Raw genomic sequence first — 18431 nt, 5'->3', positions numbered from 1 at the left:
TCATGGCTGGCCCGCTGGCGGCTCAGGACGCAGGCCCCCGAACCGATGCGGCCGACGCCCTCTACTGCGCGGAGCGCAAGCTCGGCTACTGGTTCTACTGCGTGAGGCCTGCGCCCGCGCCTCGTGAGACAGAGCCGCAGCCGCAGGCCGCTACAAGTGCCTCGGAAGAGCTCGACGCGATCACGGGGACCTTGCGCGAACTGAAGGCGCAGGCGATCCTTCGCCCTACGCCCGATAATGTCGCCGCCTACATCCGCTTCCAGCGCGAACAGCTCGACCGCGCCTCGCTGTTCTCCGACGTCTGGCAGCGCGCGCTTTGGCAGGATCCGGCGCTCGACTACACGCTCGAACGTCCCGTCGGCGCGCTCGCCAAGAAGCAGTGGCAGGATACCCGCGCGACGGAACGCGACCTCGTGATGGCCCGGCTCTCCGAGCGCTACGGCCTGTTCTACTTCTTCGCCCAGACCTGCGGCGCCTGCGAGGTCATGAGCCCGATCGTCAAGGCGGTCGCGTCACGCTGGCGCATCACCGTGCGCGCGATCTCGACCGATGGCGGGCCGTCGCGGCACTTCCCGGACTACAGCGTCGAAAAGGGCCAGCGGCCGCGCATGGGGCTCGAGCCCGGGATCACCCCGGCGGTGGTGTTGTGGGACAGCGTCGGCAAACGCCCGATCCCGATCGGCTACGGCGTGCTCTCGGCCGACGAGCTGCAGGACCGCATCTACCTCCTCACCTCGAAGGAAGCCGGACATGATTACTAGGCTCAGCACCATTGCGCTTGCGCTCGCCGCGACGAGCATGGTCGCCGCCCCGATCTTGGCCCCCGCATCGGCAAACGTCGGCAACAGCATGGATCGGTTCATGGATGACATGGGCGGGGCGGCAAACGTCACCGGGCCGACCGCCTTCGAAGGCCAGTCGGCGGGCTACTACAGCATGGGCAATGTGTGGACGCGCTTCCCGCAGAAGACGACCAACATCGCCAATCTCCAGCTGCCGCGCGCGCGCGCCGGGTGCGGTGGGATCGACATCTTCGCTGGCTCCTTTTCCTTCATAAATGCCAGCGAGATGGTCGCTCTGCTGAAGGCCGTCGCCAACAACGCGGTTGGCTTCGCCTTCAGCCTCGCGATCGACACGATCTGCCCAGAGTGCAACAAGATCATGCAGGAGTTCAGCCAGAAGGCGCAGCTCATGAACGAGCTGTCGATCAACTCCTGCGAGATGGCGCAGGGCCTGGTCGGGGGCGTGTGGCCGAAGGGCGATCTTGCCGACAAGGCGATCTGCGAAGCGATCGGCAATTCCGAAGGCATCTTCACCGACTATGCCGCGGCCAAGCATGGCTGCGGCACGCGGGGGCAGCGCGCCTCGACCAACGAGAACGGCGGCGAGGACTTCGCCGACGTCAATCCCGGCGTCGCGCGCAACTACACCTGGCATGTCCTCAAGCAGAGCGCCTTCTTCAACCCCAGCGGCACCTTCGACCGCGAGCTTGCCGAATACGCGATGACGCTGATCGGCACGGTGATCTACGTGCCGCCGGCGGACGATGCGCCAGGCAAGTTCGTGCCCTTTGCCGGCGACGCCTCCTCGACGCTGGTGACCGCGCTGCTCGACGGGACGCAGGGCCAGAACGTGCGCGTCTTCCAATGCGACGAACCCGTGCAGTGTCTCAACCCGACGTTCCAGCAACTGAGCCTTGCCAGCGCGAAGGCTATCAGGCCGCGCGTCGCCCTCCTGATCGGCAACATGGTCGAGGCCATTCGGACCGACACCGCGATCGGCAATACGGAGAAGGAACTGCTCCAGGTCGCGTCGCTACCGCTCTACAAGATCCTCACCGTGCAGGCGGCGTTCGGGCGGGGCATGGCGACCGACGATCGCGCGACCCTCGCCGAAGTCGCGAGCATCGATCTTCTCCACGCGATCCTCGAGCGGATCGTCTCCGAAGCTGGCCGCTCGATGGCCAGTTTCATTGCCGCAGACGAAGCGAAGCTCGCGCTGTGGCGCGCGCAGGTGGCGGAGGTACGCAGCCAGCTCGCGCACCGGCAGGCCAACGGACAGGCGCGCATCACCGCGATCGTCCAGATCATCGAGAAGACCGCGATGATCGAGAATATGCTCGCCGCCTCGATGTCGCCCTCGATGGCTGCGGCGCTCGACTGGTCGCGCGGGCTGCAGTCGCGCTCGATCGTTCCGTAAGGGATCATCGCAAGTGGTCGAGATATTCACGGTCGGCGGCGGCGAATACATCGTCAACGTCCTGAACGCAGTCGCCGCCTGGACCGGGGCGGGCGGCTACAAGAGCCTGATCCAGGTCGCGCTGGTGATGGGAATGGCGCTGGCGGTCGTCGTGCTCGCCTTCAATCAGGACTGGCGCGCCTGGCTCAACTGGTTTCTCGGCGCGACGCTCATCTACATGTGCCTAATGGTGCCGCGGATGGACGTTCACGTCACCGACCGCGTCAACCCGGGCCTCGCTCCTGCCACGGTCGCGAATGTCCCTCTGGGGCTCGCGCTCATGGCGAGCTTCACCAGCCAGGCCGGTGACTATCTCACGCGTTCGGCCGAACTGGTCTTCGGCCTGCCGAGCGATCTCAACTATTCGAAGAACGGGATGATCTATGGCGCGAGGCTGCTTGAGGCGACGCGCTCGCTGCGCATCAACGATCCCGAGTTCGCCGCCAATTTCGACGAGCATGTCCGGCAATGCGTGTTCTATGACATCCTGCTCGGCCGCTACTCGATGAAGGAGCTGTCGCAGAGCAGTGACATCTGGGCGACCATCGCGCCGGGCAGCGCGGCGCGCGCGCAGAAGTTCGTCACCCGCCAAGGCGACGACAGCGTCACCGCCTCGATCGTCACTTGCCGCGAGGCCTATACCGCGCTCTCGAACCAGTGGGCGGGCCTGATCGACGAGATGACGCTGGTCGCCGGTCGCCAGCTCTACCCCCGCCAGACCGAAGCGCTCGCCAGGGCCAAGCTGCTCGCTGATCTGCCGGTCGCCTATCAGTATCTGAGCGGCGTCTCGCAAAGCGCGAGCGCGATCTTTCGCCAGGTCCTCACCATCAATGCGATGAACCAGGCGATGCACGGCTTTGCCGGAGCGAGCGGCACGACCAGCGTCGACGTCTTCGCCCAGACCCGCGCCGATATCCAGACCGAGCGGACCTACTCTTCGATCGCGCACAATGCCATGAAGTGGGTACCGATCCTCAATGTCGTGCTCACCGTCGTGTTCTACGCGCTGTTTCCGGTGCTTTTTCCGCTGTTCCTGATGCCCAAGACCGGCCCCTTGGCTCTCAGAGGCTACGTCACTGGCTTCTTCTATCTTGCCGCCTGGGGACCGCTGTTCGTCATCCTGCACATGATCCTGATGTTCAAGGGCGCGAGTGATGTCGCCGCCGCGAGCGGCAGCACCGGGCTCAGTCTGGCGACCTTTGGAGGAATGAGCGACGTCAACAGCGATATCGGCGTGCTCGCAGGCTATCTCGTCGCCTCTGTGCCGTTCCTCGCCGGCGGCGTGGCAAAGGGCGCCATGGCCATCTCCACCCAGGCAACCTCCTACCTCAACCCGAGCCAGAACGCGGCCGAGGAGGCCGCGCGCGAGGCGAGCACGGGCAACGTCTCGCTCGGCAATTCGAACATCGACAACTCGAGCGTGTTCTCGCGCCAGTTCGCGCAAGGCAACCTTGCGCCCAACATCGCCTATGGGACGGGCCAGACGCGCAGCTTCGGCGACAGCGGCACCCAGACCACCAGTTTCCCCGGGGCCGAGTTTGCCCATGTGCCGACCTCGAGCTATCCGTTCAGCCCGACGCTGGGCCAGGATTTCAGCGGCAGGCTCTCGACCATGGCGAGCCAGAGCCGCGGCCAGAGCGAGACCTTCTCGAACCTCGCCCAGCAATCGACCAGCTCGGCGGTCACCCGGTTCCATGAACTCCGCGATGCTTGGTCGACGAGCCGCTCAAACGAGACGGTCAGCGGCACCTCCACCAGCGACAGTATCGGCAGCGCATTCAGCCAGGTCGACAATGCATCGCGCACGCTTCAGCAGCAGTTCGGCCTGTCGCGCCGCGCCGCAGATGACATCACGGTCTCATGGTTCCTGAACGGACAAGCCTCCGCAGGAGCAGGCGGCGAACTCGGGCCGGTCGAACTGGGCGGTAAGGTGAGCGGAGGGCGAAACAAGTCATGGACCGACAGCGACATAGGTATCGCTTCCGAGGACCGGTCGCGGGTGCTCGGCGCGCTCAGGCAGATCTCCGAGAGCCAGAATTGGTCGAACACGCGCGAGGGTTTCCTGCGCGAGACAAGTTCGAGCTCGGAAGCGCTGGTTTCGAGCAGCGCCTCGGGTCTCACCACCTCGCTCACAGAGGCGCAGAGCTACATCGTTGAAGCGCGCCGCGCCGAAGAGCTTGCCAGCCGCCTCGAGAATCAGGCGAGCTGGTACGAAAGCGCCACCGCGACCGGATCGCTCAATCTCAGCCAGGCCTATCGCGAGTGGGGCATGTCCGAGATCGAAGCCAACCGGGATTACTACGGCCCGGTGCACTTCGATGACATAGAGTTCCAGATGAGCGCCCAAGGGCAGCAGTTGCAGGCGCGCTTCGTCGAGAGCTATGCGGACCAGTTGCATAATGACATCGCCGACGAGCTTGTTCTGCCTTCCTTTGCGCCAGTCACACGCCCCGACGTAAGTTCTCAAGGCGATGTGCGGGGTTCGGTCAGGCCCGGCGGCGTAGGCGTAGGCCTGACTGAACAGTCAAGCGATCGTGAGGAGATCGCGCACGACATCGAGCGGGTTCAGCTGCAGGGTGGACAGCGGATCGACACTTTGACGAACTATCTCGATGGACAGACTCGCGACGCAAAGGGCGCATCCGCTGAGGCGGCAGACGGTGTTAAGGAGTGGCGACCTTAATTCAGTCGGTTCACCTCATCAATTACGAGGTAGATCAAGAAAGCCGCAAACAGCAGGGTGACGACTATCACCTTCAGTCTGCCCCAGGGATCGGCCCAGGTCTTCTTCCAGGTGTAAGCCGTCAATCGGTTCTCGGCGATGGCTCGGTCGACCTCGCGAAAGCCCTGCCAATCCTGGCCACCGGCGTTCCGGGATTTGTCTGGATCGCTCATCGACCATCTCCTTCACAAACCAGCGCCGCCCATCTCCGCTCTCTGAAAGAAATTGGGAGAGGAGGTGCCCGCATCTTAGCACAAAAGCTTCGGAACTACGATATGCAGGACTTGGCTCGTTTCAGGGGTGATGGCAGACAATCAGGATGAAACGCGGGCTCCTCATCACGACCTGTGTGGCCTCGGCATGATGTTCCGGCGCAGATCAAAGAAGCTGTGCGGCAGCAGACCGGGTGCGCTGATCTTCGACTTCCGCCAAGAGTTACGTCGGCAGAAACGGACGAAGCGCCGCTCGCTCGCAATGCTTATTGGCGGTGGTCTGCTGGCGGGAGCTATCGGCGGGCTCGTCGGAACGAATTGGCCGACTAATTCAGCTAGCGCGCAAGCCAAAGCGGCGCACACCTTTGCCGTGTGCGGAACGATCCGAAAGACGTGCGTGGTCGATGGCGATACGATCTGGCTTGAGGGCGCGAAGATCCGCATTGCCGATATCGACACGCCGGAGATTTCCTCGCCGAAATGCAGCGCCGAATACGAGAGAGGAATTCGTGCGCGCGATCGGCTTTTGGTGCTGCTCAACGGAGGCGAGTTTGAACTGCGTTCGATCGGCAGTCGGGACGAGGACCAGTACGGGCGCAAGCTCCGCGTCATAGTGCGAAGCGGCCGGTCTTTGGGCGATCAGCTCGTGTCGGAGGATCTGGCCCGAACCTGGACGGGCCGGCGGGAGCCGTGGTGCTGATGCGGGATTGGCAGACCGACGAAGAGCGCGCCGAAGACGAAGCAAACGCCTGGAAGCTCCATCTCGAAGCGTGGTTGATCGGGGCGGCGACGCTGTTAGCGGTCGCCGGCGCTCTCGGGTGGCTGATGTGACGCTCACGCCGGAACAGGAATTGTGGGGAATGGCGCTTTGGGTTGAGAAGGCGCACGGCAGTCGCGGGCCCTCTTTCATTGCCCGAAAAATAGACGCCCTTGCTCGATCCGGTGAACAGGACGGGGTTCGGCTATGGCGGGAGGTTGCGCGCCGCTTTGATTGTCTCGCCGGCAGGCAGGAAGACAAGCGGTCTTCATAGGGTCTTTTCCCTATCTGCCGCTCTCGATCCACTCGAGATAGACGTTCAACCGCGCAAGTGTGCGCCTTCTGGGGCACCTCCCCTTTCTCAGGTCGAGCACGAATCTCGGGTCACCGACTGCGCGACGGCCGAAGCGTGTCGCCGAAATGCAGTACGTGATCAGGTGTCTCTCGATCCTGTCCAACAACGTCATCGCTCCTAGCCTCGACTCGCATCTTGCTTGTGTTCCTGATATGTTCCTACTAGGAAGGGTTTTGTGAGTCTAGGAAGAATCCTACACCCTACGAGAAGCACGAAGGACCGATCCATGGAGAATGTCAGGGAAGAGCTCGACCGGCTGATCCAGAAGCACAGATATGGCTATGCCTCGATCTCGAGGCTATTGGGGCGCAATGCCAGCTACATCCAGCAGTTCATCAAACGAGGCTCGCCCCGCAAGCTCGAGGATGAAGACCGCAGGAAACTGGCGAGCTTTTTCGGTGTCGATGAGCAGGTTTTCGGCGGTCCAGCCAATGTCGTCTGGGATGGCCTCGTGGAAATCCCCGTGCTTGATGTCGAGGCGTCCGCTGGTTTTGGCGCGGTGGCGGCCAGCGAGGCTGCGCACACCCGCTTCGGCTTTGATGAGCGCTGGCTCCGCAGTCTGACGTCGGCCAAGAGCGCCAGCCTGTCGATCGTCCGCGTGATGGGCGACTCCATGGAGCCCACGCTAAGCGACGGCGATGAAGTGTTGGTTGATGCGTCCGATCACGCATCGCGGCTGCGCGATGGAATCTATGTCCTGCGCGCCGACGATGCACTTGTGGTGAAGCGCGTCGCCATCAAGCCAGGCGGCAGGCAAATCACAATCGCTAGCGACAATCCCGCATACCCGACCTGGAACGACATGAACCGCTCCGAAGTGCACGTGGTCGGGCGGGTGATCTGGTTTGGGAGAGCCCTCTAGGATCGACCGAAATTGGGCCGGAAGCGGAAAGGCAGCTTTTATATCTTTGAGCGGATTAAGCGGACAGCGACTGCTGACCGAATCGCAAGCCGGTGCATTAGAGAATGGTCTGGAGAAACCCCTCTTGGCATAGACTTTTGCCGTCGTTGAAACGCCCCTGCAGGACAGCCAACACGGAGCCGAGAGCCACAAACTAAATTGGTTTACTATTTAGCGCGCCTTTCCTACCATCCGGAGATGGCGAGAGAAACCTTTACGATTGAGGGCGCAGGCGCGATTTCTCTTACAGCCGAGGCTGAGGGGGATGCCTACGCTAAACCCGTCCTTCTTGCGCACGGCGGCGGGCAGACACGGCGCGCGTGGAGAAGGGTGGTCAGCGAGCTGGCTCAAGCCGGCTTTCGCGCAATCGCCTTCGACATGCGCGGTCACGGAGACAGCGATTGGTCGCCATGCGGAGCTTATGAAATGCGCGACTTCGCGGCGGATCTGGTCGCTGCAGCGTCGCGCCTGGACCAGAAGCCAGCGCTGGTTGGCGCTTCACTGGGCGGGCTCGCTGGACTGATTGCCGCAGGGGAGCTTGCTCCAGGTAGCTTTGCTTCACTCACATTGGTCGACATTGCCCCGCGCATGGAGCCCAGCGGTGTGATGCGCGTGGTTGGTTTCATGGAAGAGCATGTCGATAGCGGCTTCGCCTCACCAGAGGAGGCGGCCGACGTGATCGCTCGCTACATGCCGCATCGTCCCAAGCGGGGCGCGAGCGATGGTCTGAAAAACTATCTGCGGCAGAAGTCGGATGGGCGCTTCTATTGGCACTGGGACCCGGTGTTTATCCGTAATATAATGTCAGCCAGACAAGGCGACCCAGACAGCCAAGAACGTCAATCGGCAATGCTGAGCCAAGCTGCGGCGAATCTCACGCTTCCGCTTCACCTCATCCGAGGCGGCTCTAGCGATCTTGTTTCCGAAGAGGCCGTTTTGCATCTGCGACAACTCGCCCCCCATGCAGAATACACCGATATTGCCGATGCCACGCACATGGTCGTGGGCGATGCGAACGATGCCTTCTCCGCCGCTATCGTCGATTTCCTACGAACCCATCACTCTTGCGATACGGCTCAACCACAGGGGACGAGGGAGCTATGATCGATCGAGAGCGCTTGCAGGAAATGCTGAATATCGCGCCGTTTCATCGATGGCTTGGGCTGGAGATTGCAACATGCTCCGACCAGGGAATCGCGATCACCATGCCATGGCGCGAAGAGATCGTGTCGAACCCTATGATTGGGTCGGCGCATGGAGGGATCCTGGCTTCACTGGTCGACCTCACCGGGCTTTATACTCTGCTTGCCGGGGGCGTCGCGGCGAGAGCGACGGCCGATCTGCATGTCGATTACCACCGTCCTGCAACCTCAGGACCTCTCACTGCTCACGGACAGATCGTGAAGATCGGGCGACAGATTTCGGTGGCGGAAACCCGGGTTCTCGAGCCCGACGACAAGTTGGTCGCCAGCGGCAGGGGCGCCTACTTCTCGTCAACCGGATCACTTGATCAGCGCGGCGGGACTATTGATCTCGAACAGGCTCTTGCCACCCAAGGCCCAGCGACTTCTGCAGCGCGATCCACGCCAGCGTAAGGGCACCTTTTGCCCGGACGAGGTCTGCTGAGGCCTGCTGCTGTTCTCGCAGGGCCCGGTTGAGGTCAGCCTTCGAGATCGCTCCTGCGGCAAAACGTTGGCGGTTCAGGTCCGCCGCGCCGTCAGCCTGCTTCTTGATTTGCATACTGGCAGCGAGCGCCACACGCTGCTGGCCGAAGCGAGCCAAGGCACGTTCGGCGTCTTGCAGTGCCAGAAGCACCGTCTGCTGGTAATTGGCGACTGCTTCGTTGCGCGCCGCCCCGGCTTGGTCGATCGCAGCGTCTACCCTGCCGAAATCCAGAAAATTCCACTGGAGGCGTGGGATCGCGAGTGCGGAGAAATCGCCGACATCGACAACGTCGTCCAACGAGGATCCGCCGAGGCCCAGGATCCCCGTGAAGGACAATTTCGGGAACCGCGCCGCCTCGGCCACCCCGATCCGCGCCGTCGACGCGGCAAGAGACCGTTCGGCCGCCCTTATGTCAGGCCGACGCGCCACCAGGCTTGCCGGATCGCCGATCGCGACCTGCTCTGGCGGCATGGGAATGGAATGCGCAGTCGTGAGCGCTGCATCAACTGATCCCGGCACCTGTCCGGTCAGTATAGCGAGTGCATCAGACAGGACTGCGATATCCGCTTCAGCTTCGGCAAGTTGTGACTTGAGCATCTCCAGTTCGGCATTCGCGGTGCCTACCGGGAAAAGCGGCAATGCACCGCGCTGATAGCGTTGGTATGTCAGCGCCAGGATCTCTTCCTGCAACGAAATCTGCGCCTCAAATTGCTCTGCGCGGAATTGGGCCTCCCGCAAATTGACGTAGGTGCTGGCCACTTGGGCAGTCAACTGGACCTTTGCGTCCTCTGCATTGGCCACCGTTGCAGCAGCTTGGGCATTGCTGGCTTCAATGCGCCTGCGCGAGCCACCGGCGAACTCCAGCTCCCAGTTGGCGTTAAGGCCCACATTGAAAAAGCTGAGCGAGTCATCGGTTTCTGCGTCGGAATTGGTTTGCTCTGACGGGGGGGGCGCCCCGCCTTGAATGTCGAGACCACGAAGCCGGCCCTGCACGGTGGTGGCCTGTGCCCCAAGCGATGGCATTCGACCCGCACGGTCTTGCCTGATGGATGCCCGTGCCTGGGCAATGCGCGCCTGCGCTGCGGCGAGCGAAGGGTTGCCGGACAGCGCAGCCTCCACCAGCCGCGTCAACTCGGGATCGCCGAGCAGCAGCCACCATTGAGCGACAACCGGATCAGATGCGCTCACATCACTGCCAGCGCGCACAAAGCGAGTGCCCGTGTCTGCTGACACAACTTCCGGGGGGCCTGCATAATCGGGCCCAGCCGTGCATCCAGCTAGCAAGGCGATAGTGATAATCGGAGGTAGCAAGTGGCGCATAATCTCGGGCTCAGTGCATCGAAAGGGAGACATTTTCCGGAAGCGGCTTGAGGAACAGAACAAGCGGGACTGTCGCGAGTGTGAGAAGTCCCATCACCAGAAAGACATCATTGTAGGTCATGATGAACGCTTCGCGCTGGAGAGTGCCGCCGAGTGCCGCCATCGCTCGTTCCATATCGCCCAAGCTTCGCGCCAGTCCGTCGAGATAGGTCTGCAGCGAAACGCTGTTCGCATTCAGCGTTTCTTCCATGCGCCTCGTATGGTGCCAAATTCGCTGGTCCTGGAACGAAGCGAGGGCCGAGAGGGCGAATGATCCGCCAAGATTGCGGGCCGCGTTGAAAATGCCCGAGGCATCGCCCGCGTCTTCCTTGGCCACCGACGCAACCGTTGCCTGATTCAGGAACATCATCGCAAGTATCATTCCGGCCCCGCGGATAAGCTGACTTTCAGTGAAGACAGCGCCGCCGGATTCGGCGGTCAGACTCGTGCTGACAAAGCAGCTGATCGCCATCAGCAGCATTCCGGTGCCGACGGCAATGCGGATGTCCACCTTGCGGATCATCAGGGGCAGAACCGGCATCAGGAGAAAGGCCGGGACACCCATCCAGAAGATGACCAGTCCCGTCTGAAAAGCATTATAGTCAGAGATGATCGCCAGAAACTGCGGAATGACATAGGTCGAACCATACATCACCATGCCCAGGGCGAGCGCCATGATCGCGACGCTGGCGAACTGTCGATTGAACAGGAGCTGCAACTTCAAGACTGGCTTGCGTGCCTTCACCTGTCCGTAAATCAAACAGGCAAAGCCGATAATGGTCACCACCGTTAGCCAGCGAATGAGTGAGGACTCGAACCATTCCTCACGGTGCCCTTCCTCGAGTACAACAGTCAGACCGCCCAGTCCGAGGATCAGCCCGAGAATGCCAGCCCAATCGGCGTCCGTGAGATATTCCCACTTGGGCTTCTCGTGAGGCAGCCCGATAAACAGCAAGAGCAGCAGGATTGCGCAGACTGGCACATTGACGAAAAAGGCATAGTGCCAGCTCAGGTTCTCGGTCAGCCAGCCGCCGATCAATGGCCCCATCACGGGGCCAAGAACCACAGTCATGCCGAACAGGGCCATTCCGATTGGCTGTTGGTGCGGCGGTAATCGTTTAGCCACAATAGTCATTGCGGTCGGAATGAGGACTCCGCCCGTGAATCCCTGACCCGTTCGGCCGATGATCATGGTCGTAAGGTCGGTTGCAATCCCGCATAGCACCGAAAATGCGGTGAACGCGCTAACCGCGATGATGAGGAGGGTTCGCAGACCGAACAGCCGTTCGAGCCAAGCGCTCAGCGGAATGACGACGATTTCAGCAACGAGAAATGACGTAGCAATCCAGGTGCCTTCGGCGCCTGTGGCACCGATCTCGCCCTGAATGACGGGGAGTGCGGAATTGACGATTGATATGTCCAGCGTCGCGAGCATGGCGCCAAGCGCGCCCGCGGCCACAGCGACCCAGGCAGTCACGTCTGCGTTCTTTCGGCCCCCGGCCGGCCCGATCGAAGTGTCCTGCGCTGCCAGTATCTCGGTCATTGAGTCCGACTCGAGATCTCTTCCAATTCGCCGGCAGCATTCCGGGTGTCGACCGTAGCCACTACCGACATGCCGGGAACGAGCAGACGCCGCACTTCAGGGGGAGCATCGATACCGATGCGGACGGGTATCCGTTGAACGATCTTGGTAAAGTTGCCGGTGGCATTTTCGGGGGGGAGGATGGAAAATTCCGCGCCCGTTCCCGGCGATATGCTGACCACTCGTCCCGCGATCTCAAGGTCGGGTAGGGCGTCAACTTCGAGCCTGACGCTTTGGCCGGCCCGGATCAGGCCGACCTGCGTTTCCTTGAAGTTTGCCGTCACGTAGATCGCCCTCACCGGAACCACCGTCATCAAACGTTGACCCGGTTGCACGAACTGGCCCACCCTCACCGAGAGATCGCCGACGCGGCCGGCCTTGCTGGCGCGCAGCAAGGTCGATTCAACCGTAAGGTCGGCTGTTTCCAGCTGAGCGCGAGCAGCGTCCGCCTGCGCCTGGGTCTGGTTGATCTGCTCGAACAGGGTCCCTCGGCGCGCGGTCGCGGCAGCCACCGCCGCCTGCGCGGCGACGAGTTCGGCCCGCGCTTGCCGCGCCTGCGCCTCATACTGGTCTAGCTTTTCCCGCGGTTCGGCTCCTGTCGCGGCAAGGGGCCGATATCGCGCCACCTGGTCGTTCGCGAGGTCCAGTGCTGCGCGCGCGGCGGCGAGTTGGCCCCGCGCCTGGCGAATGGCTGCATCCTGTTCGGCTACCTGAGAACGGATTGTGTCGGCACCGGCCAGGGTCGCAGCGATCTGTGCGCGCGCCTGTTGCGCTTGCGCCTGATAATCCCGCAGATCCAGTTGTACGAGGGCTCCGCCGCGAGCAACCTGCTCGTTCTCCCCCACGAAGACCTCTTCGACGTATCCCGCTACCTTGGAAGAGATAACGACGCTGTCGGCAGCGACATAGGCGTTATCGGTCGTCTGCATGTACTGTCCGTAGGTTACGTGCCGGTAGTACCACCAGATCCCGCCAAGCAGCACGGCAAGACCAACGATGATTAGCACGATGCGCAAGCCACGCCGCGATTGCGGTTTCGTTGGGGTTGTGCCCTCCTGCTCCGGTTGGTTGGAGTTATCGGTCATCTGACTCTTTCGGCAGCCTCAGTAAAAGGTGAACGCGTCTCGCGCCCTATGAGCCGTGAGTCAGATAGTAAAGGCATTTAGCAGTTTGCATTTGGGCATCCGAGGCTATCCGACTACACAGCGCTATGGATGAAAAACCAGATACCATGTCACGGTCTCAGCGTCGGCAGAAGGTCATCACCGATGATGACCGCATTCTCTATCTTATGGACGAGATCAGTCGCGGCGCGCGCAGAGTGTACGATGCGAGGGTCGCCAGGATCGGTCTCAATCAGACACAGTGGAGGATCATCGGACAACTTCTTCGCGATCCTGCCCTTACGCAGGCTGAAATCGCCAAGAAACTGGAACTGGAATCGGCGACCATCGGCCAGGCGGTTGCAGGTCTTTGCGAACGCGGGCTGATGAAAAGGCTTCGAGCTGAGACGGATCGGCGAGCGTGGCAGCTCATCCTCACGGAGCAGCTTGACGATCTGCTGCCCGAACTGAGAGGCTCCGCGGATAGGCTTCATGGTCTGCTTTGGCGCGACATTGCCGCCGACGAGAAGCAAACGTTGCAGCAGACTCTTGAAAGGGTATCGGAAAATCTGGACCAACTCCGGGCCGAGGCTGAGTAAAATCATGGCATCGCCCCCGGAAAAGCCTATCAGCAGCATCGCTCGCGCCGCGGAGATCGGCCAAATCCTAATGAGGCACGGCGCGAAGAATCTCGCCGGAGCCCTCGGATTTATTCCCTCTTCGAGCAATGTCATCGATCCTCGCGAATTTCATCCGGCTGCAGTTGTGGCGTTCCTCCGTGACATCGGGCCAGTCGGCATAAAGCTGGGGCAACTCCTCGCCACCCGAAGCGATCTGTTTACCGAACACTGGATCACGGCATTCTCAACCCTGCACGATCAGGTGTCGTCAGTGCCCTTCGCAGATATCGAGCCCGTACTTGCTTCAAGCTGGGGTGAGGACTGGCGGAGCGACTTTGCGCAGTTCGACGAAAAGCCTTTGGCCTCTGCCTCCATAGCGCAAACCTATTCCGCCAGACTGCGGGACGGAAGCGAGGTCATCGTGAAGGTTCGGCGGCCAGGCACTGCCGCTCGGATGGAGGCTGATGTGCGCCTCCTTATACGCCTTGCCGGGATCGTGGAAGCACGGTCGCCGGACATCGCGCGTTACCGGCCAGTCGAGTTTCTGCGGACCTTCGGCCGCAATCTTGCCTGGGAGATGGACCTCGCTGCGGAATCCCGAGCCTGCGAGCGGATCGGCGCATATCTCGATACCATCGGCGTCAGGTCCCCGGCCATCCATTGGGAACTGACCGGGCTGCGGGTGAACGTTCAGGAACGCCTGTACGGCAGGCCCGCGTCTTCGCTGGGCAGCCCATCGGGCGACCCGCGGGTGGCGGCTTTCGCTAAAAGCTATGCCAACGCTGTCCTGCGGATGATCATCCTGAACGGCGAATTTCACGGCGACCCCCATCCCGGTAACGTCTTCATGATCGGCGAGCAGGATGTCGGCTTCATCGACTTTGGATCGGTCGGGACGCTCACCAAGGCCAGGCGCGACGAGATCGTCCGCCTCGTCCTTGCGATCGCTGGTGAGGAAACCAGCGATGTCGCGAATGTCCTGCTCGCATGGGCGGGGGAGCCGAAGGTGGATCGCGATGCGCTCGCGGTGGATCTGGATCAGTTGATCGGAGAGTTCAGGGGGACCGTGCTATCTGGCATCGAGTTCTCGCAGATTTTTTCCCGCGCTTTCGACCTGTTGCGGGATTATCGACTGGTTCTGCCACCTGATCTGGCCATTCTTCTGCGTACCTTGTTGACTGCAGAGGGCTTCGTCCGATCGCTGGCACCGGACTACAACATCGCCGAAGAGACCCGGCCGATCATCACGGAGCTTCTCGCCGAGCGGTTCTCGCTCGGCAGCGCTCGGTCGGGTTTGAAGAGACTTCGCGGTCAGCTGCTGGGTTTGTCGGCGTCCTTGCCCGACATACTTGCCACTGCGAACTCGATCGCAAAGTCAGGATATGTGCCGGTTCAGCTCGATCCGCTCAGTATCGAGCAGCTCGCTGGACTTCGCAATGAGCGTCAGTCCTTGAAAGGCCCTCTAGCTGCCGCATTGATCATAGCTAGCGCGTTGCTTGTCGATCAATCCTGGCTTCTGGCTGGCGGCGCGCTTGTGATTGCTGGGGTGGTGCTCATCCGAAAGTCATAATGAAGGAGCAACTTAATTCGTGCACGGTCACGATACGGCAAAGCCGAACTTAACGAGGATTTCATGCGCCTCACTTCAGCGACCAAGACGCATCGCGAAGAAAATTTTTCGACCTATTTGCGATTGAAGGCTTATTTTCCTCAATCAGACGAAACTTTGGAACGGCAGCTTTCAAGCGTGTCCTCGCCTGACTTTATGGCCGCTATTGGGGCGCATAGCTGCCGGCCACTGCTGCTAAATTTTTCGAGAAGGTGGAGCTAATCCGCTACTTTCACCTAACCGAGCTTGGTCCGCCTCGTCCGCACGCATCGGAGCGCGTTTTACACCTAGAGCAGTCTCGATTTCACAGCCACACTCCGTCGCGATGGCGAAAGGAGCTTTTGCGAGCAGCTCACCGCTAAATCGCGATATCGATCGCTCTGTTCTTCTTGAACAATTCGCGCTCGGAATCGCGTCCAGGCTGCTCGGCACGGCCCTTAGCGACTCCGCTCGCCGCGGCTTCTCGCAGGCGTTCGGTGACCTCCAGCGCCGAGGCCTTCTCGCCCTTGTTGCGTGCCAGCACGCCTCCCAGCTTCGCAGCGCTGTCGACCACCAGCATCAGATGATCGCGCAGACGCGTGACGGTCACCAGAAACGTCTTCTGATTGGAAAGATTGCGCTCGCGGCTGTCCATGACGGCAATGCCCCGATCGGATGTCAGCCCTTGCGCCATGTGCGCGTTGAGCGCGTAGGCGAGATCGATCCGCTTCAGCATCGGATCCCCCTCTTTCAGCTGCAGCTGCTCGCCCTTGGACGTCTCCACCGTCACCCGACCCCACTCGATTGAAACCACGGTGGCCCGGTCGGCATTGAACAGTCCCCTCCGGTGATCGTTGCGCGTCCAGCGAATCCGGTCGCCCTTGTGAACCTCGAGCTCGCGCCGCTCGTACAGCGCAAGATTGCCATCTGTGCCGGTTTTTCGCATCCGAGCGGGGCGTATCGCATGCTGGCGGCCGCGATCGTCCTGGAGCCGAACGACACCTTTCGCCTCGTCGATGCCGCTGACAGCATACTCACCGCGCTTGAGCCCCAGAGTACGCTCGGCCTTCGCGACCTCGAGTATCATGCCGGGCCGGTAGGCTGCGAGGTAGCGCAGCTCCTCGCGGGTCAAGTTCACACGATCGAGCACTTCGAGTGCGATCTTCTCGGGGCCGATTTCCCCGTTCGCCTGCAGGCCGCGTTGGACCGCCTCGTTGACCGCAGACCGGATATCGCGACCCGAGGCATAGATCGCCGTGAGCTCGCGCTCAGAGGGCGGCAGCGAGAGCCAGCGTTCCGCCGCGACGATCGCTCCATCGCCTTCGGCTTCAATGGTGTGCCCTTTGAGGTGGTCCAGCGCCGATCGCACGAGACCCGCCTGCGCGGCCGCCTGCGCTTGCCGCAGAACGGGGTCGCGGCCGCGAAGGTTGGCGTTCATCTCTGCCTTGGCTACGCCCCCCTGCTGAAGCAGCGCAAAAGGCTTGCCGGCATCGACTGCACCGAGCTGCTTGCGGTCGCCCATCAGGACCAGGCGATGCACGTCGGCCAGGTTGGCGATGCGGATCAGCCGCTCCTTGTCGGCGTTCGAAACCATCGAAGCCTCGTCGAGGACAAGGACATGGTCCCTCAAGGCCGCCTTCGCCTCGGTGTGACTAGGGCCATTCCCCGGCTCGTCGATCAGCATGCCCCAATCCTTGAGAAAGCGGGCGAGCGTCTGCGACCGAATGCCAGTGTCGCGCTCGAGCATCTGCACCAGCGTGTTCTGAACCGCGAGGCCGATCACCGGATGTCCTTCCTCGCGCAGAACTTCGGCCACCGGCTTGAGCACGCTCGACTTGCCCGCACCCGCAACGCCCTGGATGGCGATCGTCCGGTCGGCCGAGGACAGGATGAGCCGCGCGGCGCCAAGCTGTCCTTCGTTGAGCTTGAATCCGTGATTGATCTCGGCCGAAGCCTGAACGCGGCTTTCAGCTTCGTCACCCGCAATTCCGGGCTTGATCGCGCCTCGGCCTTCAGCCGCCCCGGCAAGGATGCGCGTCTCGACTTCAACCGCCTCGCGGCTCGTGACCCAGCCCCTGTGCTTGCCCGTCCCCTCCAGAAGATGACCGGAGCGGACCAGCGAGCGGACGGCGGTTTCGACGTTGGAGATCGTTGTGGGAAGTCCGAAGTCGAGCGCCGCCTTATAGAGCGCCTCGCGCTCGAAGCCCGCCTCCCGCTGCGAGAGATGGCGTACCCCCGAGGCGACCGCCTGCGCCGCTGCGATGGCTTCGGGACCCTTCGTAAGCACATGTTTCGGCATCAGCGGGTCGCGCTCTTCGCCCGAAATGCGCGCGGCAAACTCCCGCAGACGCGCGATACCGCGCTCGACCAGCGTGGCCGGGCGCGCGGCCTCCCGCTCCTGCCGCGCGGCCCGCAGATGTGCGGATTCGACCAGCGTCTTGAGGTCGAGACCGATCTCCTTCGCCGCCTGATCCCAGCGAACGGCGAGCGCGCCGCGATCCTCGATCGCCTCCTTCGGCGAGCGGGTGACAAGGGCGGCAATCCGTCCGGCCTCCAAGCTTGTGCCGCGGCGCGCATCGAGCACTTCTTGACGCCGCGTCGAGAACGCCATCAGCTGTTCGCGACTGATCCCGCGCGCCTCGAAATTGCCGTGCTTGAGCGCCGGACCAGCCTCGTAGCCGAGCTTTTCGACGCTCGTTCGAAAGCGCGCCATCGCGATCGAATTGAGCAGCGTGTTCAACGACCACAGCCGGTCGTTCTTGAGCGTGCGCCACACTCCGTCGGGCCCGCGGGTCACATTGGCGACGACCGCATGAAAATGCAGGTTGGGCTCCTGGTTGCGGTTGGTGTCGTGCTGGAACAGACCGATGGCAAGGTTGCCGGTGGCGACCGTGCGCACCTGCCCATTCCCGACTAGCCTGGTTTCGGCGGCATTCTTTTCCGCCCAGGCAAGCGTCTCGATGACCGCCTCACGGTAGGCCTCGACGATCCGTTCGTCCTTGCCGAGGAGAGCCAGTAGCGACCAGCTCTTGGGCAGCGAGAAGGTGAGATCGGTGCCCGGCCGATGCCATTGGCCGGGATTGCCGACGCTCGATCCATCGAGCAGCTCGCCGCGCAGTAGCGCATCGAAAGCTTTGGTCTCGACGCGGCCCTTCAGGCCCAGCAGATCGGCGCCCTTGCCGATCCACTGGCCTGAGCGGTCGGCATCGGCGCTGGCGTAGTAGTTGTCGGCGGCGAAGTAGCTCGCGGCGGCCGAAGGCGAGCGCACATTGGCGACAGAGAGCATTGGCGGCAGATCCCGTTCGGCCCCTCAAGCCTCCCGCCAGGCA

16 protein-coding genes are annotated in these 18431 nt (G+C 62.1%); 11 read left to right on the top strand and 5 right to left on the bottom strand.

Annotated elements, in window-relative coordinates; genetic code table 11:
- Positions 1–2: 2 nt before the first annotated feature.
- From ACWPMZ_RS01870 to ACWPMZ_RS01860, 3 genes are read left to right on the top strand one after another with little or no spacing between them, the layout of a single operon-like run.
- Positions 3–761: a conjugal transfer protein TraF gene (locus tag ACWPMZ_RS01870; RefSeq protein ID WP_455702329.1), complete on the top strand. Its 759-nt coding sequence runs from the start codon at positions 3–5 to the stop codon at positions 759–761.
- Positions 751–2199, top strand: coding sequence for a conjugal transfer protein TraH (locus ACWPMZ_RS01865; protein ID WP_455702328.1), 1449 nt, complete (start codon positions 751–753; stop codon positions 2197–2199). Before ACWPMZ_RS01870 ends, ACWPMZ_RS01865 begins: the two co-directional genes overlap by 11 nt.
- A gap of 13 nt (positions 2200–2212) precedes the next feature.
- Positions 2213–4921 (top strand): conjugal transfer protein TraG N-terminal domain-containing protein, encoded by a 2709-nt coding sequence (locus ACWPMZ_RS01860; RefSeq protein WP_455702327.1) that lies wholly within the window; start codon positions 2213–2215, stop codon positions 4919–4921.
- On the opposite strand, the gene ACWPMZ_RS01855 is transcribed toward ACWPMZ_RS01860, so the two are convergent.
- Positions 4918–5133, bottom strand: a complete 216-nt coding sequence (locus ACWPMZ_RS01855) for a hypothetical protein (protein WP_455702326.1) — start codon at positions 5131–5133, stop codon at positions 4918–4920. The genes ACWPMZ_RS01860 and ACWPMZ_RS01855 overlap by 4 nt on opposite strands.
- A 130-nt stretch (positions 5134–5263) precedes the next feature.
- Here ACWPMZ_RS01855 and ACWPMZ_RS01850 point away from each other — a divergent pair, with 130 nt between their 5' ends.
- The 6 genes from ACWPMZ_RS01850 to ACWPMZ_RS01825 all read left to right on the top strand — a co-directional run bounded on the left by ACWPMZ_RS01850 (position 5264) and on the right by ACWPMZ_RS01825 (position 8780).
- Positions 5264–5872 (top strand): thermonuclease family protein, encoded by a 609-nt coding sequence (locus ACWPMZ_RS01850; protein WP_455702325.1) that lies wholly within the window; start codon positions 5264–5266, stop codon positions 5870–5872.
- On the top strand, positions 5866–6003 hold the full coding sequence (locus tag ACWPMZ_RS01845) for a hypothetical protein (RefSeq protein ID WP_455704202.1): 138 nt from the start codon (positions 5866–5868) through the stop codon (positions 6001–6003). Before ACWPMZ_RS01850 ends, ACWPMZ_RS01845 begins: the two co-directional genes overlap by 7 nt.
- Positions 5943–6203 carry a DUF6961 family protein gene (locus ACWPMZ_RS01840; RefSeq protein ID WP_455702324.1) on the top strand — a complete coding sequence of 87 codons (261 nt, stop codon included), beginning with the start codon at positions 5943–5945 and terminating at the stop codon, positions 6201–6203. The genes ACWPMZ_RS01845 and ACWPMZ_RS01840 overlap by 61 nt, the downstream gene beginning before the upstream one ends.
- Before the next feature lie 307 nt (positions 6204–6510).
- Positions 6511–7146 carry a S24 family peptidase gene (locus ACWPMZ_RS01835; protein ID WP_455702323.1) on the top strand — a complete coding sequence of 212 codons (636 nt, stop codon included), beginning with the start codon at positions 6511–6513 and terminating at the stop codon, positions 7144–7146.
- A gap of 237 nt (positions 7147–7383) precedes the next feature.
- Positions 7384–8289, top strand: a complete 906-nt coding sequence (locus tag ACWPMZ_RS01830; RefSeq protein ID WP_088713301.1) for an alpha/beta fold hydrolase — start codon at positions 7384–7386, stop codon at positions 8287–8289.
- A complete protein-coding gene (locus ACWPMZ_RS01825) occupies positions 8286–8780 on the top strand; it encodes a hotdog fold thioesterase (protein WP_082745685.1) in 495 nt (164 codons plus the stop codon). Before ACWPMZ_RS01830 ends, ACWPMZ_RS01825 begins: the two co-directional genes overlap by 4 nt.
- On the opposite strand, the gene ACWPMZ_RS01820 is transcribed toward ACWPMZ_RS01825, so the two are convergent.
- Genes ACWPMZ_RS01820 through ACWPMZ_RS01810 form a run of 3 tightly spaced genes read right to left on the bottom strand, consistent with a single transcriptional unit; the run spans position 8710 to position 12876 of the window.
- Positions 8710–10170: an efflux transporter outer membrane subunit gene (locus ACWPMZ_RS01820; protein ID WP_088711257.1), complete on the bottom strand. Its 1461-nt coding sequence runs from the start codon at positions 10168–10170 to the stop codon at positions 8710–8712. The genes ACWPMZ_RS01825 and ACWPMZ_RS01820 overlap by 71 nt on opposite strands.
- A gap of 10 nt (positions 10171–10180) precedes the next feature.
- Positions 10181–11752, bottom strand: coding sequence for an MDR family MFS transporter (locus ACWPMZ_RS01815; RefSeq protein ID WP_051051456.1), 1572 nt, complete (start codon positions 11750–11752; stop codon positions 10181–10183).
- Complete coding sequence (locus tag ACWPMZ_RS01810; RefSeq protein ID WP_061926347.1) at positions 11749–12876, bottom strand: HlyD family secretion protein; 1128 nt, start codon at positions 12874–12876, stop codon at positions 11749–11751. Before ACWPMZ_RS01810 ends, ACWPMZ_RS01815 begins: the two co-directional genes overlap by 4 nt.
- Positions 12877–13001: 125 nt before the next feature.
- On the opposite strand from ACWPMZ_RS01810, the gene ACWPMZ_RS01805 reads away from it, so the two are divergent.
- Together ACWPMZ_RS01805 and ACWPMZ_RS01800 are read left to right on the top strand one after the other, a co-directional pair.
- Positions 13002–13493 (top strand): MarR family winged helix-turn-helix transcriptional regulator, encoded by a 492-nt coding sequence (locus ACWPMZ_RS01805; protein ID WP_455702322.1) that lies wholly within the window; start codon positions 13002–13004, stop codon positions 13491–13493.
- A gap of 4 nt (positions 13494–13497) precedes the next feature.
- Entirely contained in the window at positions 13498–15084 is a 1587-nt protein-coding gene (locus tag ACWPMZ_RS01800) for an ABC1 kinase family protein (RefSeq protein ID WP_090483096.1), read from the top strand.
- Positions 15085–15481: 397 nt separating this feature from the next.
- Here the strand turns inward: ACWPMZ_RS01800 and mobF are convergent, their stop codons facing one another.
- The gene (gene mobF, locus ACWPMZ_RS01795; RefSeq protein ID WP_455702321.1) at positions 15482–18388 is read right to left on the bottom strand and encodes a MobF family relaxase; all 2907 of its coding nucleotides are present in this window, start codon (positions 18386–18388) and stop codon (positions 15482–15484) included.
- Positions 18389–18431 lie beyond the last annotated feature (43 nt).

It is taken from the genome of Tsuneonella sp. HG222 (assembly GCF_053819185.1).
The sequence above is the reverse complement of the archived record's forward strand: the minus strand, read 5'-3'. Positions and strand labels throughout refer to the sequence as shown.

Bases quoted from the DNA above. Each gene is read 5' to 3' on its own strand.
- ACWPMZ_RS01870 (WP_455702329.1), top strand. From the start codon at position 3: ATGGCTGGCCCGCTGGCGGCTCAGGACGCAGGCCCCCGAACCGATGCG.
- ACWPMZ_RS01865 (WP_455702328.1), top strand. From the start codon at position 751: ATGATTACTAGGCTCAGCACCATTGCGCTTGCGCTCGCCGCGACGAGC.
- ACWPMZ_RS01855 (WP_455702326.1), bottom strand. From the start codon at position 5,133: ATGAGCGATCCAGACAAATCCCGGAACGCCGGTGGCCAGGATTGGCAG.
- ACWPMZ_RS01850 (WP_455702325.1), top strand. From the start codon at position 5,264: ATGGCAGACAATCAGGATGAAACGCGGGCTCCTCATCACGACCTGTGT.
- ACWPMZ_RS01835 (WP_455702323.1), top strand. From the start codon at position 6,511: ATGGAGAATGTCAGGGAAGAGCTCGACCGGCTGATCCAGAAGCACAGA.
- ACWPMZ_RS01830 (WP_088713301.1), top strand. From the start codon at position 7,384: ATGGCGAGAGAAACCTTTACGATTGAGGGCGCAGGCGCGATTTCTCTT.
- ACWPMZ_RS01825 (WP_082745685.1), top strand. From the start codon at position 8,286: ATGATCGATCGAGAGCGCTTGCAGGAAATGCTGAATATCGCGCCGTTT.
- ACWPMZ_RS01820 (WP_088711257.1), bottom strand. From the start codon at position 10,170: ATGCGCCACTTGCTACCTCCGATTATCACTATCGCCTTGCTAGCTGGA.
- ACWPMZ_RS01815 (WP_051051456.1), bottom strand. From the start codon at position 11,752: ATGACCGAGATACTGGCAGCGCAGGACACTTCGATCGGGCCGGCCGGG.
- ACWPMZ_RS01810 (WP_061926347.1), bottom strand. From the start codon at position 12,876: ATGACCGATAACTCCAACCAACCGGAGCAGGAGGGCACAACCCCAACG.
- ACWPMZ_RS01805 (WP_455702322.1), top strand. From the start codon at position 13,002: ATGGATGAAAAACCAGATACCATGTCACGGTCTCAGCGTCGGCAGAAG.
- ACWPMZ_RS01800 (WP_090483096.1), top strand. From the start codon at position 13,498: ATGGCATCGCCCCCGGAAAAGCCTATCAGCAGCATCGCTCGCGCCGCG.
- mobF (WP_455702321.1), bottom strand. From the start codon at position 18,388: ATGCTCTCTGTCGCCAATGTGCGCTCGCCTTCGGCCGCCGCGAGCTAC.